Source organism: Acidisoma cellulosilyticum, assembly GCF_020621385.1.
Lineage (GTDB): Bacteria > Pseudomonadota > Alphaproteobacteria > Acetobacterales > Acetobacteraceae > Acidisoma > Acidisoma cellulosilyticum.
Genome location: NZ_JAESVA010000002.1, coordinates 56,377 through 71,470, shown reverse-complemented (window position 1 = coordinate 71,470; position 15,094 = coordinate 56,377). Strand labels below are relative to the sequence as shown.

Here is a 15,094-nt window from a genome sequence, read left to right as displayed (position 1 = left end):
GGAGGGAACAGCTTGTCCGAAACCGCACCAGAACATGACCTTGATATCAGAGAGCAGATCGTTCGTATCGATCGCGCCCTGGCGGAAAGTCGCAAGTTCCAGGCTGAGCAGCAGAAGCTTATCGCGGAAGCCGCGAAATATGAGCGGGAGCGGAGCCTTGCTCCCTTGGTCATTGCCGCGTCACTGGGCGCTGGCATCATCGCGGGCGTGGTGAGCCTGCTTGGAAGATTTATTCCCTGACGAAGGGTTAACGCTCGACGTTGAGACGTGAAACTATGCCTCCCGTCCTGGCGTATAGACTAAGTAGTCAAGGAATGAGGGACGGCACAATGCTGATCAAACGGCTGCGCGGTTGGGAAGCTCCGGGGCGGGATATCACGCCGGAAGAGGATTTTTTCAGCCGACGCGCGGCGATGACATCGGCCGCCGTGATCGGCGGCGCGATCGCCGTCGGCGGTCTTGGCATCACCGCCGCCCGCGCGGATGCGCCGCCGCCCGGCATCCCGGCCTCGGCCATGCGCTACAAGCCCGGCCGCGCGCTGACCGCCCAGAAGGTCGCCGAGACCTATAATAACTTCTACGAATTCAGCACCGACAAAGACCTGTGGCAGATGGCCCAGAGCTTCCCGCAACGCCCCTGGTCGATCGCCTTCGACGGCATGGTTGAGAAGCCTTTCACCATCGCGATCGACGACCTGCTGAAGCAGATGCCGATCGAGGAACGGGTCTATCGTCATCGCTGCGTCGAAGCCTGGGCGATGACGGTGCCCTGGACCGGATTTGCGCTGTCGAAGCTCGTCGCCCTGGCGAAGCCGACCGCGGGCGCCAAATACATCGTCTTCACCAGCGACGCCGATCCCAAGGTCATGCCCGGCCTGGGCGGCTTCATGCCCTGGCCCTATGTCGAGGCATTGACTTTGGCGGAGGCGAATAACGAACTCGCCTTCATCGGCACTGGCCTGTACGGCAAGCCCATGCCGCCGCAGAACGGCGGTCCGATTCGTCTCGTAACACCTTGGAAATACGGCTTTAAGTCCGGAAAATCGATCGTCAAGATCAGTTTCGCGGACAAGCAGCCGGATACGTTTTGGGCGCAGCTGGCGCCGGATGAATACGGGTTCTGGGCGAATGTAAACCCGGCCTTCCCGCATCCGCGCTGGAGCCAGGCGCAGGAACGACTGATCGGCACGGATCAGGTCGTCGATACGCAAATTTACAACGGCTACGGCCAGTGGGCCGCTTCGCTCTATGCTGGAATGCCACAGACGCGTAAGCTGTTCATGTGATCATCGTCCGTATCCTGTCTGTGCTTGCAGCCATCTTTCTGGTGTCGGCCTTCGCCGTCGCCAGCATCTGGCCGCCTGATATGGATCTGAAGACCCTGATCAGCATGGCCGATCCCGGTTTCATGCCCGCGTTTCAGGGTTTCGTGACGGATAATTTGCCGCCTTGGGCCTGGACGGAACTTGCCTGGCCGCTGTTGCAGCGCCCGGCCTGGCTGCTGCCGACCGCGATCGGCCTTGTGCTGTTCGGCGGTGCGATCAGCCTGTCCGGCCCGAAAGGCAGCCGCACCAGACCGCGCCGCTGGCGCGGCTGACGGTCGCTCACCCTATAAAACCAAGGCGGCATCATAAGCCGCCGGTAAGAACGGGAAGGAAAAGGAACAATGGAGCCATCCGTTGTGCGGGTCACGGCGACGCCGGAAGCCCTTGATCTGATCGCCACACTGGCCGGCGAAAACGGCCCGATTCTGTTTCACCAATCGGGCGGCTGTTGCGACGGGTCTTCCCCCATGTGCTATCCGCGCGGCGATTTCATGACCGGGGATAGCGACGTGCAACTGGGGGAAATCGGCGGCGCGCCGTTTTTCATGAGCCGCTCGCAATTCGACTATTGGAAGCATACCCAGATCATCATCGATGTGGTTGCCGGTCGTGGCGGCATGTTCTCGTTGGAGAATGGTCGCGGCGTGCGGTTTTTGACGCGGTCGCGCGTTTTCACCGATGATGAGGTAATGGGGCTCGCGCCCGTATAACTGAGAGGACATCCGCTTGTATTTGCCGCGCCAATTCCGGGAAGACCGGACCGATGTCCTGCATGCGGCGATCCGCGATTATCCCATGGCTCAGCTGGTGACTTTCGGCACGGCCGGGCTGGAAGCCACACCCCTGCCGCTATTGCTGGACCTGTCGGATAGCGGCGGGCAGGGCCATCTGCTGGGTCATGTGGCGCGGGCCAATCCGCAATGGAAAACGACGGACCAGTCGGTCGAGGCGCTGGCCATCTTCTCCGGCCCTGACGGCTATGTCTCCCCCGGCTGGTATGAGACGAAGCGGCAGACCGGCAAGGTGGTGCCGACCTGGAACTACGTCACCATCCAGGTGCGCGGCCGGATTTCCTTCTTCGACGATGCGGCCGGGCTGCTGGATATCGTTCGTCGCCTGACGGAACGGCATGAGGATGGGCGCGACGCGCCCTGGGCCGTCGCGGACGCACCGGCGGATTTCATCGCCAGCCAGCTGCGCGCCATCGTCGGCCTGCGGCTGGAGATCACCGAGATCACCGGCAAATGGAAGATGAGCCAGAACCGCAGCGAGGCTGACCGCGCCGGCGTGATCGAGGGGCTGCGATCCGAGGGCAATCCGGGCGCGGATGCCGTCGCCGAAGCCGTGGCGACAGCGATGACGGAAGACTGACACAGGACCTACGCGGCTAGACCCAGCGAGCGGCCGTCCCTGGCATTGCGGTAAGCCGAGGGTGAGACGCCGTGGACGTCCTTGAAGATGCGGCTGAAATAGGCGCTGTCATTGAACCCCCAGCGAAAGCAGATCGCGGAGATGGACTGGTCCGCATAAAGCGGATCGCGCAGGTCGTCGCAGCAGCGTTCCAGCCGGCGGCGGCGGATCAGGTGATTGGCATTCTCGCCCGTCGCCTCGAAAAGCTGCTGCAGATAGCGCAGAGAAATACCGGCATAGTGCGCGACCAGGGCCGGTGACAAATCGGGGTCCGGCAGATGCAGCTCGATCACCTGCATGGCCCGCAGCGCGATGGCGTTCTTGCCGGCGGAACCGTTAAGCACGCGCGCGGCCAAGGCATTCGCGGCCAAGGCCGATGCCACCAGCTCCGCCAGCGCAATCTCCAAAGGCCGCATCTCGGCTTCGGTCAGCCGGTCAAGGCGGTCCACGGCGGCGCGCAGAAGCTCGCCCAGAATGCCGGCGCTGAGAACCGAAAGCGGCGCGGCCAGGGGCAGGGTGGCGAGACGCGCGCCGCTGCCCTGACGCGGAAACAGCGCCGCCTGTACTGTCAGATCATGGCTGTCGGCGATCGATAGACGCCGGCCGATGCGCCCGAAGACGAGGTCACCGGCCATGACTGCGACGTGGGCGCCGTCCATCTCAAGCCTTGCCTGCCCCGTCCCGATGCGCAGAAGACAGAAGCCGCCGAGATGCCCGGCCCAGGCCTGCGGCATCGCGCCATCGGACAGGCGCAGGTCTGCGAGGGCCAGGCCGCTCATTAACAGACCGCTCACTTCTGGCCTCTGAGGAACGGAAGGCCGATTTCGCCGGGGCCGGTCTTGCCTTTGCCCATCAGCACCCAGGCGACCAGCGCCAGCACGAAGGGCGACATCAGCAGCAACGGCGGCGGGATGGAGAGGCCGATCGCCTGCCCCTGATACTGCAAGGCATCCGCGCAGCCGAACAGGATGGAGGCAGCCAGGATCCAGATCGGCCGCCAGCGGCTGAAGATGACGACAGCCACCGCCAGATAGCCACGCCCGGCCGTCATATTATCCACGAAGACACCGCCCGAGGCGACGATGGTGAGATAGCCGCCGCCGAGACCCGCACAGAGGCCGGTGAAGGCCATGGCGCCGAAGCGCACGACCGTGACGGAAACGCCGGCGGCGTCAGCCGCGCCCGCGCCTTCGCCGACCGCGCGGATGATCAGCCCCAGACGGGTGTATTTCAGCATCAGGCCGAGCAAGATGGCCAGCAGGACCGCGCCGTAGAAGACCGGGCTTTGCATGAAGAAAGCCCGGCCCACGATCGGCCAATGATACAGGACAGGAATACGATAGAGCGAGACGGCACGCAGCGACGGCGCGTTATAGCTCGGGTTCAGCGCCACCTGCCGCAGCAGCGATGTGGCGCCGAGCGCCAGGATATTGAAGCCGATGCCGATGACGATCTGGTCGGCGCGCAGCAGTGCCACCGCCAGCGCCAGAATGGCAGCAGCACCGAGGCCCCACAGCGCACCGCTGAGCAGGCCGATCAGCGGGTCATTGCTTTCCTGCAGGCCCAGCACGGCGCCGAAGGCACCGAACAGCATCAGACCCTCAAGCCCGATATTGAGCACCCCCGCGCGTTCGGAGACGAGTTCGCCGAGGGAGGCGAGCAGCATCGGCGCGCTCAACCGCACGGCGGCAGCCAGCAGCAGCGAAATGGTGATGGGATCGAAGAGCATCAGCGGCGCCCCTTCACAAGCCGATAACCCTGGATGCTGGCCAGGAACAGGATCGGCAGACCGCTCATGATCATCGCCATGGCGGAGGGGATGCTCAGCACGCTTTGCAGCGCGATGGTGCCGCTATTGATGGCGCCGAAATAGAGCGCGACGATCACCGCGCCCAAGGGTTCCAGCCCGCCGAGCAGGGCGACGGCCAGACCGTCGAAGCCGAAATCGGCGCTGAACCCCTCGATCAGCCGGTATTGCACGCCCAGCACCTCAATCGCGCCACCCAGGCCCGCGATGGCGCCGGAAATGAGCATGGAGGACAGGATCAGGCGTGACAGCGGCATCCCCTGCAGGCGCGCGGCGCGCGGACTGAGCCCGGCGGCGCGGAGGCGGATGCCGAAGGTGCTGTGATAGAGCAGGACCCATAGCAAAGCCGCGACCACGACCGCGATGACGGCGCCCAGATGCAGCCGCGTGCCGGGCAGAATCAGCGGCAGCATCGCCCCGGTCGCGACCTTGGCCGACATGTTGAAGTTGGAGCCCGCCGGCTGCAGCGGCCCTTCCACCAGATATTTGACGAAATAGATGCCGATGAAATTCATCATCAGCGTGACGATGATTTCATTCGCACCGCGCCACAGCTTCAGCACCGCCGGAATAAGCCCCCAAAGCGCACCGAAGATGGCGCCCGAGATCAGCGAGATCGGCAGCAGCAGCAGGCCGAGGGAATGCGGCAGCATGGTCGCCGGCAGCACGGCGCCGACCGCACCCAGTTGCAACTGCCCCTCCGCACCCAGGTTATAGAAACCGCAGCGAATGGCGATGAGGGCGGCCAGTGCCGTCATCAGCCGGGGCGTCATGAAGACCAGCGTATCGCCGATCGCCATACGGGACCCGAAGGCCCCGCCGATCATCACGCCAAGCGCCCGCCAGGGCGATACGCCAAGGGCCGCGAGGATCAGCAACCCGACCGCGAGGCTGGCGGCGAAGGCGATGATCACGACCAGCGCATAGCCCTGGCTCAGTTTCTGGGCCGCGCTGCCGGCGCGGTCGCGCCAGCGCGTCCTGGTTTCGGTCATGGTCGTCAATGCGCCGCGCCCCCGGTCATGAGTGCGCCGATTTCCGCGCGGGACGCGCGACCGTCCAATTCGCCGACCGCACGGCCGGCATAGACAATGATGATGCGGTCGCTGATGCGCATGATCTCATCCAGATTGCTGGAAATGAACAGCACTGCGCGCCCGCCATTGGCGGCATCGCGCAGGCGCCGCAGAATTTCCTCGCTCGCCGCCACATCCAAGCCGCGCGTCGGCTGATAGACAGCGATGATATCGGCGTCCTCGTTCATGGCCCGCGCCAACACGATCTTCTGCTGATTGCCGCCGGACAGAATGCGCGGTGTCACATGCACGTTGCGGCTGCGCACGTCGGACGCGGCGCGCATCTCCTCCGCTCGCGCGGTAATCGCCGCATGGTTCAGCCGGCCGGCGCGGGCATAGGGCGCTTCGTCGATCTTGTTGAGCAGCAGGTTGATGGCGATCGGCAGGTCAAGCACCAGGCCTTCCTGATGGCGGTCTTCCGGCACCAGACCGGCGCGCGGGCGGCCATCGGCATGGGTACGGCCAGCCTCCACGCGGCCGCTGTCGGGCAGGATGGTGCCGGCCACGAGTTCGAACAGCTCACGCTGGCCGTTGCCCTCCACACCCGCGATGCCGACGACCTCCCCGGCGCGCAGCGTGAGCGAGGTATCGCGCAACCCGGAGGAGGAGGGCGTGGCTGCGACGGAGACGTTGTGCAGGGCGAGCCGCACAGGGCCGGGGGCTTCGCCGGTGCCGTCCAGTGCGGCCGACAGATCGACCTCATGCCCCACCATATCGCGCACGAAATCCTCCCGCGCGCGGCCGGCGACGGGGCCGGAGCTGATCAGCTGCCCGCGCCGGATGACGGAGGCATGCTGCGCATGTTCGGTAACTTCGTTCAGGTGATGGGTGACGACGACGACAGCCCTTCCCTCGGCCGCGATCTGCTGCAGCACCTTGTAGAAGGCGTCGATCTCGGCCGGATTCAGAATCGTTGTCGGCTCATCGAACAAAATCAGCTCGGCGCGGTTGATCAGCGCCTTCAGAATCTCCACACGCTGCTGCAGGTACAAGGGCAGGGTGGAGACGATGGCTTTCGGGTCGATAGCAAGACCGAAGCTGTCAGCGAGCCTGGCAATATCGGCATTGCGGGCCAGGCTGGGCCTGATGGCGGGCGGTGCGGCCAGACGCAGATTTTCGGCGACCGTAAAGGTCGGCACCAGTTTGAAATGCTGATGCACCATGCCGATACGGTTGGCGATAGCGTCTGCCGGGGAGCGGTGAATAACCTCACGCCCCTCCAGCAGAATGCCACCCATATCGGGCTGATACATGCCGAACAGGATGTTCAGCAGGGTGCTTTTACCAGCCCCGTTCTCACCCAGGATGGCGTGGATTTCCCCACGCCGGACCGTGACCGTGACATTGTCCAGGACAGGATGTCCGGGAACGAAGGCCTTGGTTATGCCTGTGAGGGTGAGAAAGGGGTCTGTCGGCATGGTCAAAGACTATTCAACCGAGATCTGGTTCTTCGCGATCTTGCTCATCAGGTCGACAATCCGCGCCTGAACGCTGGCATCGACATGACGGAAGGGGGTCGCCATGGTCCAGCCGTCATTCGACAGATCCATCGTATAGATCGTGCCGTTCAGTTTGCCCTCGGTGAAGAACTGGCCCATCTGGTCATAGGCCTTGTTGAAGTTCAGCACCGTGCTGGTGACGACCGCGTCGGGGTAATCCTTGCTCTGATCCATATAGGACCCGATCGTGAAGGCCTGATTGTCTTCCGCCGCCTGCTGGGTGCCGACATCGGCCAGATCGGCGGAGGGGATCAGCACATCCACGCCGCGCGCGATAACGCCGGTCGCGATTTCCTTGGCCTTCGCGATATCCGTGAAGGAGCCGGTATAGATCGTCTCGACCTTGATGTCCGGCGTCACGGACTTCGCACCCTTGATGGTGAATTCCACAGCGCGTTTGGCGGAGGGGATTTCCTCGCCGGCAATGATGGCGATGTGCTTGGCCTTGCTGGACACGGCGGCCGCCGCACCGGTGACGAAGCCATACTGATCCCAGTTGACCGACCAAGCGGAGTAGTTCTTCAGTCCGGCAGTGTCAGACGCGTAGCTGTAGATGACGAACTGCGTGTTCGGATATTCCTTCGCCACTTCCTCGACCGCCGCCGAATAGCCGGAGCTGTGGCAGATGATCATCTTCACGCCGCGCGCGGCCATCTGGCGCAGAATGGCGGGGGCGGCCTCATAGGTCGCGTTATCGACATAGGAGGGCTTGAAGTTATATTTCTTCGCCATCGCCGTGAAAGCGGCATAGCCCGGCGGGTCCCAATTGCCCTGCGTCACGGAACCCGTGAACAGACCAGCGACTTCCGTCGGGTCAGCGGCAAAAGCGCGCGCGCTGCCGAAGCCCGCGCCCGAAAGAACAGCCGTGCCGAGAGCCATGCCCACGAAACGGCGACGATCAATGCTATAGGTCATCTGACGAAGAGATCACTTTCTCTCTGAATGTTTCGGAAAAGGCCTTTGGGGCCAAGGCGTGTCAGCGCTTGTCGGCAATCATGACGACAAGGTCGATTTCGAGCAGCAGGTCCGCATCCGCGAGACCCGCGACATGGATGAAGGTGCTGGCCGGAAGCTCCACACCGTCAAAGAAAGCCAGCCGTCCGCGATGGATGGCGGGGGCGAAGCCAGGATCGGTGACATAGGTCACGGTCTTGACGATATCGTCCGGCGTCGCCCCGAGCCCTGCCAGCAGCAGGCCGATATTCCTGTAGGTCTGGGCGACCTGGGCATCGATATCGCCAGCACCCACAACCGCGCCATTCTCATCCCAGGATACCTGACCGGTCGGAAAAACCGGCGTGCCGGGACGGATCTTGACGTGATTATAGTAGCTCTGCTGCTTCAGGCCGCGCGGGTTGATGACGGTCATTGTCTTACCCGCCGTGCTGATGCTGATAGGCATTGGTCTGCACGCCAAATTCGCGCAGACCTTCGACCACGGGAATGCCGATCGTCTTCAGGTCGTCGATGAAGTCCGGCACGATGACGGTGATACCGTCCAACTTGCCGTTGATGACGATATCGGCGAGCTTGCGCGCGATCGTCTCGGGCGAGCCGATGATCGCCGCCGGAGACATGGAATTACGGCTCTCGCCCTGGGCGATGAAGCGGTTCGCCATGGTATTCTGCTTCAGACTGGGGTCAGACGAGTATTCGCGCGTCTGATTGTCCAAGGCTTCGACGTCGACGCCGGAATTGAAGTAATCGACGCGTTCTTGCGCCTGCCTGTCGGTCTCACCGGGAACGATGGTGAAAAGACCATAGGTCTTGAAGTCGTCACGGCCCATTTCGGCCGAGAGTTCCTTCGCCCGCAAAGCGGTCTTGACGAAATCATCCCGATTGCTGCCGAGCAGAAAGCTGCCGGTGCAATTCTGGATGGTGAAGCGGAAGCCACGGTCGGAAGCGCCGGCGCAGATGATCGGCGGCGCCTTTTTCGGCTTAGGATTGGACATGCAATCGGTCAGGTTGAAGAACCGGCCGTCATGATCGACGCGATCTTCGCTCCATAGCCGCTTGGCGACAGTGATCCATTCTTCCGCCAGCGCGTAGCGGCCTTCATGGTCCAGATCGCGCCACAGGCCCATCTGGCCCTGATCGACCGGGTTGGAGCCTGCGACAAGGTTCAGGCCGAAGCGCCCGCCGGAAATCTGGTCGATGACGGCGACCATTTTCGCGACCACGGCCGGGTGGAAGATCATCGTATGCACGGTGCCCCAGACGCCGATGCGGCTTGTCGCTTCGGCCAGGCCCGACATCGCCGTCAGGGATTCGAGCGTGACATCCCAATGCTGGCTGGGACCGCCATAGCCGCGCCATTTCGCCATGCTGAGCGCGAAGTCGAAACCCATGTCTTCGGCCAGCAGCGTCACCGCTTTGTTGTACTCGTAGGTCGCGGGAAGCTGCGGGCTCGTCGTCGACGTAATCCAGCCGCCGTTGCCGACCGGCAGGAACACACCCAATTCGACAGAGGTCATAGCCTTATCCATATCTCAGCCCTCAGAGATGCTGCCGTTGGGCAGAACCGTCATCGCAATGCAGCAAAGCTATCAGCAAAGCCCCCGCAGGCGTGCTCCAATCTGATCTGCATCGCGTTGCGTTTCCGGCAACACAAGCCATGCTGAAAACGAGGTCAGCGGGCGCGCCTATGCAAGCCCGCGCGGGGAATCCACGGCAGCGCGGAAGGATTTCACCAGCCGCTTCAGAAACTCCGCCGCCGCATAGGACAGCCGGCGGTCACGATGGACGCAGACGGCCGATGTGGCGGAGGTGAAATCCGGGTCGGAGATCGGTATCGCCTTCAGCCTGCCGTCCGACAGCTCCTTCCGCAGTGCCAAAGCAGGGGCGATCGCCAGCGTCTTGCCGGTCAGCGCCATGGCCTTGGTCATCTCCAGATGATTGGTGGAGACCAGGATATCCGGCGTCAGCCGCTGCTTCGCGATGGCCTGGTCGATGAACTGGCGCAGGCCGAAACTGGCGACCGGCAGGGTGACCTGCTGGCTGCAAATCTCCGCCAGGGACACGCTGTCGCGGGACGCGAAGGGGTGAGACGGGTGGGCGATGCACATCACCGGCTCGGTATATTGGGCCGCCACCTCAATGGAAGGGCGGGGTTTGACGTTGAACACGATGCCGATCTCGGCCTCGTCACGGATCAGCGCCTCGATGATACGGTCGGAGGATTCGGAATAGACCGAGAATTTGATCGCCGGGAATTCCTCGTTGAATTCGGAAATGGCGCGCGGCAGAAAGTCCAGCAGCAGCCCCTCGATCACCCAGATCTTCACCTCGCCCAGGCGTAAGCCCTTCATATTCTTGATGCTTTCCTGAACGCGCTCCAGGTCGCGGAACATGTGGCGGGTATAGCGTTCCAGCACCAGACCGGCCGGGGTCAGCTGAATGCCGGTATTGGTCCGCTCCAGCAGCAGCGAGCCCAGCGTGCGCTCCAGAATGGCGATCTGCCGGCTGATGGCCGAGGGCGCCACATGCAGCCGGTCGGCCGCGCGGCGGATCGACCGGGTTTCCGCGACCTCATTGAAATAGCGATAGGCGCTCAGGTTCATGGGTGGGCTCCGTCATCGGCGGGTAGCAAAAACAGGCCGGATGATGCCATTGGTGTTGCCCAAACGGCAACATGGCGTGCAACACATTCGGCTAGGGACTTCGCGTCCGGGGTTCTTATGCTCGCCCCCGCAACGTTGTGTCTCTGCCCGCCGGAAGTGCGTGCGCGGCCCCGATTGGGGCAAAGGATCAGGAGTAGCTGGATGCCGTCTGTGCAGGTTCGGGGCGAAGAGTTCCATTACGAGGTGTCCGGCAGCGGGCCGACGCTGCTTCTGGTCACTGGCCTGGCCGGCACCGCCTCCTATTGGAACCCGAATATCGAGGCCCTGTCACAGCATTATCGCGTTATCCGCTACGATCATCGCGGCACCGGCGCCAGCGTGCGCACGGAAGGCGCCTATTCGATCGAAGGACTGACCGAGGATCTGGTCGGGCTGTTGGACGCGCTGGGGGAGAAGAGGGTGCTGTTCCTCGGCCATTCCACGGGCGGGGCCATCGGCCAGGTTCTGGCCGCGCGCTACCCCCTGATGGTGGAGCGGATGGTGCTGTACGGGTCATGGGCGACGCTCTGCCCGCAGATGGCGCTCGCCATGGAGATGCGGCTGAAGCTGCTGAAGGCTTACGGCCCGGCCATGTATCACCGCGCCTCGCCTGTGTTTCTGTTCCCGCCGCGCTATCTCTGCGAGAAGTGGGATGAGATCGAACCGGCGCTGATCCGCAATGCCGAGCAGTCCACGACAGCGAGTATTCTGGAAGCGCGGGTCAATGCTGTGACGGCTTTCGACGGTCGCGCCTATCTGCCCGAGATCACCTGCCCGACGCTGGTTCTGGTGGCGCGGGACGACAATCTGACGCCGCTGGAATCCGCGGAAGAACTCGCTCGCGGGATCGAGGGCGCCGCGTTGCAGGTTCTGCCCTATGGGGCGCACGCGGTCTCGCAATGCGAGCCGGAGATCTTCAACAAGGCCGTGATGACCTTTCTCGCCTATTGAGGCGGGGGGCCGTCGTACGGTCGGCGGCCGGGCGATTGCAAGGCGGCTATTGACAAGAATATCGCCGCGGCATCGTGCTGTGCGCGCCGATCACAGGAGGGTTCTTTGCTGCGCAAATTGTTGCTGAGTGCTTGCGTGCTGGCCATTGGAATGCCGATCATGGGCATGCCGAAGGCCCATGCCGACCAAAAGATGACCATCCTGCTGGATTGGTTCGTCAACCCCGACCATGCACCGATTCTGGCGGCGGAATATTCGGGCGCTTTCAAGCGCCACGGGCTGGATGTGACGATCATCGCGCCCGCCGATCCCAGCCTGCCGCCGCGCCAGATCGCGGCCGGACAAGCGGATCTGGCGCTGACCTATCAGCCGCAGCTTTATCTGATGGCGGATGAGGGTCTGCCCGTCGTGCGCGTCGGCACGCTGATCAACAAGCCGCTGAACGTGCTGGCCTCGATCGACGGCAGCGGCATCAAGACGATGGCGGATTTCAAGGGCAAGAAGATCGGTTATTCGGTCGCCGGGCTTGATGATTCCGTGGTCGACACGATGCTGGAACATGCCGGCGTCTCGCCCAAGGATGTCACCCTCGTCAATGTCAATTTCGCGCTCGTGACGGCGCTGACCTCCCATCAGGTCGATGGCGTGATCGGCGCCTATCGCAATTTCGAGGTCAACGAGCTTAAGGACATGGGCAAGACCCCCGTTGTCTTCATCCCCGAGGATTACGGCGTGCCGGCGGATGACGAGCTTGTGCTGATCGCGAACAAGAAGGAAGCGCATGATCCGAAGATCGCCGCTTTCCTGGAAGCGATGCAGGAAGGTGCTGCCTATCTGCAAGCCCATCCGGATGAAATGTGGGCCGCTTTCATCAAGCAGCACCCCGACCTCAACAACAAGCTGAACAAGACGGCCTGGTATCAGACGCTGCCTTATTTCGCGAAAGATCCCTTCACCCTCGATCAGAAGCGCTACACCGATTACGAGCAGTTCATGCTTGACCACAAGCTCATCAAAACCAAGCCCGCTCTGGCGGATTACGCGATTGAGCTTAAGGCGCCCTGATCAAGGGCTTATGCGATTGGCCTGTCAGCGACAGCTTGGCAGGCCAACTGCCTGAACGAGCCGATTCTTGGATAGAGAGGATAGACGGTAGTGTTGAGTGATACAGCAGGGCCCGCGCTCGATTTTGATTTTGGGCTGTTCGGCCGGCTGCGGCGCGACGCGGCGACGGAATGGCGGTCCTATATCGCCCATCCTTTCGTCAAGGCATTGGGACGCGGCACTTTGCCGCAGCCCTGGTTTCAGAATTTCCTTATCCAGGACTATCTCTATCTCATTCAATACGCGCGCGGTTACGCGCTGGCGGCCTATAAAAGCGAGAGTCTGGCCGAGCTTGTCTCCGCCAATCGCACCATGACGGCTTTGCTGGATGTCGAGATGCCGCTGCATGTCTCCTATTGCCGCGACTGGGGTATTTCCCAGGCCGAGCTGGAAGGGGCGGCGCCTGACCTGCGTATGACGGCCTATGCCAATTTCTTCCTGGAACGCGGCGCCTCCGGCGACCGGCTTGACCTTGAAATCGCGCTCGCCCCTTGCCTGATGGGCTATGCGGAAATCGCCGAACTTATTCTGGCCGATCCCGAAACCGTGCTCGAGGGCAATCCGTACGAGCCCTGGATAAGCAGCTATTCGGGCGCCGAGTATCGCGCGACGGTCGCCCAGTCGATCATCGATCTGGATGCCTTCGGCCAGCGTCGTGGCGCCGATGCCCGCTACGCCTCGCTGCTGCAGACCTTCCGCACGGCGAGCGCTCTGGAAGCGCAGTTCTGGGAAATCGGCTGGCAGCACGGCACGGATGAAAGCGCCGGGAGCAAGGCATGACGCCTCCCGCCGCCGCCACTTGCCCTGGCATCATCATCGAAGGCCTGACGCTGCGTTTTGGTGAGCGCACGATTTTCGAGGGACTGAACCTTGAGATTACCGGCGGCCAGTTCGTGGCCCTTCTGGGCACCAGCGGCGTCGGCAAAAGCAGTCTGCTCAAGATCGTCGCGGGCCTGTCCAAGCCTTCCGCCGGGACGGTGCGCGCCAGCGACGGCCGCCCGCTGCAAGGTCGCATCGCCTATATGGGCCAGACCGATCTTCTGTATCCCTGGTTGACGGTGCAGCAGAACGTCATGCTCGGCACAAGGCTGCGCGGCGAGAAGCCGGACGTGGAGCGCGCGATGCATCTGCTCAAGCGCGTGGGTCTGGCGGAACGCGCCAAGGCCCTGCCGATGGAGCTGTCGGGCGGCATGAAGCAGCGCACGGCCATTGCCCGCACGCTGTATGAGAACCGGCCCATCGTGCTGATGGATGAGCCCTTTTCGGCGCTTGATACCTTCACCCGCGCCCGCATTCAGGAACTGGCCGCCGAATTGCTGGTCGACCGGACCGCGCTGCTGATCACGCATGATCCTTTCGAGGCCTGCCGCCTCGGCCATCATCTGGTCGCACTCGCCGGCCATCCGGCGGTGCTCGGTGCGCCGATCCTGGTGCCGGGCCAACCGCCGCGCGCCCCGGATGATCCGCATCTGCTCGAAACCCAGGGCCATCTGATGCGCGTGTTGACGGAGCTTGAGACAGAATGACCCGTCAAACACTCGGCAAGATCTTCCGCCCGATCGTCACGCTGGTTGTGCTGATCCTGGTGTGGTGGGCGATCACCGCCTTCACCTCGCTGCCGCCCTATATGCTGCCGAGCCCGGTGACGGTGGCCCAGGCCTTGGTGGCCCAACAGCAGACCCTGGTTTGGGCGACGGCGACCACATTCTCGGAAATCATCCTGGGTCTGGCGGCGGGCACGATCCTGGGCATGGCGCTGGCGCTGGCCATGGTCTTTTCGCCCATCCTGCAACGCTGGCTGATGCCGCTGCTGCTGCTGAGCCAGGCCATCCCGGTCTTCGCGCTGGCGCCGCTGCTGGTGCTGTGGTTCGGCTTCGGCATGGCGTCCAAGGTCGTCATGGCCGTGCTGGTCATCTTCTTTCCCGTCACCGCGTCCTTCTTTGACGGTTTGCGGCGGGTGGAGATCGGCTGGCTTGATCTGGCACGGACCATGAATGCCAGCCCTTGGGCGATGCTGCGCCATGTGCGCCTGTTCGCAGCCCTGCCGGCCTTCGGCTCGGGCTTGCGCGTCGCGACCGCCATCGCCCCCATCGGCGCCATCATCGGCGAATGGGTCGGGTCTTCCGCCGGTCTTGGCTATGTCATGATGAATGCCAATGCGCGCATTCAGACCGACGTCATGTTCGCCGCGCTGACCATTTTATCCGTCATGGCGATCGTGCTCTGGGTCATCGTCGATCGCGTGCTGAAGCGCATTCTCTATTGGGCGCCGGATACGATCGCGGCACCCTGATTTTTTGAATCTGCCGACTATCAATAGGAGATT

At 63.0% G+C, this 15,094-nt stretch carries 18 protein-coding genes; 10 read left to right on the top strand and 8 right to left on the bottom strand.

Going from position 1 to position 15,094, the window contains the following annotated elements:
• Positions 1-12: 12 nt before the first annotated feature.
• From ACELLULO517_RS04685 to ACELLULO517_RS04665, 5 genes are all read left to right on the top strand, one after another.
• Positions 13-240 (top strand): hypothetical protein, encoded by a 228-nt coding sequence (locus tag ACELLULO517_RS04685; RefSeq protein WP_227306151.1) that lies wholly within the window; start codon positions 13-15, stop codon positions 238-240.
• Positions 241-329: 89 nt separating this feature from the next.
• Positions 330-1,286 carry a protein-methionine-sulfoxide reductase catalytic subunit MsrP gene (gene msrP, locus ACELLULO517_RS04680; RefSeq protein WP_227306150.1) on the top strand — a complete coding sequence of 319 codons (957 nt, stop codon included), beginning with the start codon at positions 330-332 and terminating at the stop codon, positions 1,284-1,286.
• A complete protein-coding gene (locus tag ACELLULO517_RS04675) occupies positions 1,283-1,597 on the top strand; it encodes a hypothetical protein (RefSeq protein ID WP_227306149.1) in 315 nt (104 codons plus the stop codon). The genes msrP and ACELLULO517_RS04675 overlap by 4 nt, the downstream gene beginning before the upstream one ends.
• Before the next feature lie 69 nt (positions 1,598-1,666).
• Positions 1,667-2,035 (top strand): DUF779 domain-containing protein, encoded by a 369-nt coding sequence (locus ACELLULO517_RS04670; protein WP_227306148.1) that lies wholly within the window; start codon positions 1,667-1,669, stop codon positions 2,033-2,035.
• Between the two features lie 16 nt (positions 2,036-2,051).
• Complete coding sequence (locus ACELLULO517_RS04665; protein ID WP_227306147.1) at positions 2,052-2,696, top strand: FMN-binding negative transcriptional regulator; 645 nt, start codon at positions 2,052-2,054, stop codon at positions 2,694-2,696.
• An 8-nt stretch (positions 2,697-2,704) separates the two neighbouring features.
• Here ACELLULO517_RS04665 and ACELLULO517_RS04660 read toward each other — a convergent pair whose 3' ends face one another.
• From ACELLULO517_RS04660 to ACELLULO517_RS04625, 8 genes are all read right to left on the bottom strand, one after another.
• Positions 2,705-3,529, bottom strand: a complete 825-nt coding sequence (locus ACELLULO517_RS04660; RefSeq protein WP_227306146.1) for a helix-turn-helix domain-containing protein — start codon at positions 3,527-3,529, stop codon at positions 2,705-2,707.
• Positions 3,526-4,464: an ABC transporter permease gene (locus tag ACELLULO517_RS04655; protein ID WP_227306145.1), complete on the bottom strand. Its 939-nt coding sequence runs from the start codon at positions 4,462-4,464 to the stop codon at positions 3,526-3,528. The genes ACELLULO517_RS04660 and ACELLULO517_RS04655 overlap by 4 nt, the downstream gene beginning before the upstream one ends.
• Positions 4,464-5,534, bottom strand: a complete 1,071-nt coding sequence (locus ACELLULO517_RS04650) for an ABC transporter permease (RefSeq protein WP_227306144.1) — start codon at positions 5,532-5,534, stop codon at positions 4,464-4,466. Before ACELLULO517_RS04650 ends, ACELLULO517_RS04655 begins: the two co-directional genes overlap by 1 nt.
• Before the next feature lie 5 nt (positions 5,535-5,539).
• A complete protein-coding gene (locus tag ACELLULO517_RS04645) occupies positions 5,540-7,033 on the bottom strand; it encodes an ABC transporter ATP-binding protein (RefSeq protein ID WP_227306143.1) in 1,494 nt (497 codons plus the stop codon).
• Between the two features lie 9 nt (positions 7,034-7,042).
• Positions 7,043-8,029, bottom strand: coding sequence for a BMP family protein (locus ACELLULO517_RS04640; protein WP_227306142.1), 987 nt, complete (start codon positions 8,027-8,029; stop codon positions 7,043-7,045).
• A gap of 61 nt (positions 8,030-8,090) precedes the next feature.
• Positions 8,091-8,516: a RidA family protein gene (locus ACELLULO517_RS04635; protein ID WP_227306141.1), complete on the bottom strand. Its 426-nt coding sequence runs from the start codon at positions 8,514-8,516 to the stop codon at positions 8,091-8,093.
• The gene (locus ACELLULO517_RS04630) at positions 8,488-9,588 is read right to left on the bottom strand and encodes an LLM class flavin-dependent oxidoreductase (protein ID WP_227306140.1); all 1,101 of its coding nucleotides are present in this window, start codon (positions 9,586-9,588) and stop codon (positions 8,488-8,490) included. The genes ACELLULO517_RS04635 and ACELLULO517_RS04630 overlap by 29 nt, the downstream gene beginning before the upstream one ends.
• 168 nt (positions 9,589-9,756) lie before the next feature.
• Positions 9,757-10,674 carry a LysR family transcriptional regulator gene (locus ACELLULO517_RS04625; protein ID WP_227306139.1) on the bottom strand — a complete coding sequence of 306 codons (918 nt, stop codon included), beginning with the start codon at positions 10,672-10,674 and terminating at the stop codon, positions 9,757-9,759.
• A 201-nt stretch (positions 10,675-10,875) separates the two neighbouring features.
• Between ACELLULO517_RS04625 and ACELLULO517_RS04620 the strand changes: the two genes are divergently transcribed.
• From ACELLULO517_RS04620 to ACELLULO517_RS04600, 5 genes are all read left to right on the top strand, one after another.
• Positions 10,876-11,664 carry an alpha/beta fold hydrolase gene (locus tag ACELLULO517_RS04620; protein ID WP_227306138.1) on the top strand — a complete coding sequence of 263 codons (789 nt, stop codon included), beginning with the start codon at positions 10,876-10,878 and terminating at the stop codon, positions 11,662-11,664.
• 105 nt (positions 11,665-11,769) lie between these two features.
• Entirely contained in the window at positions 11,770-12,729 is a 960-nt protein-coding gene (locus ACELLULO517_RS04615; protein WP_227306137.1) for an ABC transporter substrate-binding protein, read from the top strand.
• A 93-nt stretch (positions 12,730-12,822) separates the two neighbouring features.
• On the top strand, positions 12,823-13,548 hold the full coding sequence (locus ACELLULO517_RS04610; RefSeq protein ID WP_227306136.1) for a TenA family protein: 726 nt from the start codon (positions 12,823-12,825) through the stop codon (positions 13,546-13,548).
• Entirely contained in the window at positions 13,545-14,294 is a 750-nt protein-coding gene (locus ACELLULO517_RS04605) for an ABC transporter ATP-binding protein (RefSeq protein ID WP_227306135.1), read from the top strand. Before ACELLULO517_RS04610 ends, ACELLULO517_RS04605 begins: the two co-directional genes overlap by 4 nt.
• A complete protein-coding gene (locus tag ACELLULO517_RS04600; protein WP_227306134.1) occupies positions 14,291-15,061 on the top strand; it encodes an ABC transporter permease in 771 nt (256 codons plus the stop codon). Before ACELLULO517_RS04605 ends, ACELLULO517_RS04600 begins: the two co-directional genes overlap by 4 nt.
• The last annotated feature ends 33 nt before the right edge of the window (positions 15,062-15,094 follow it).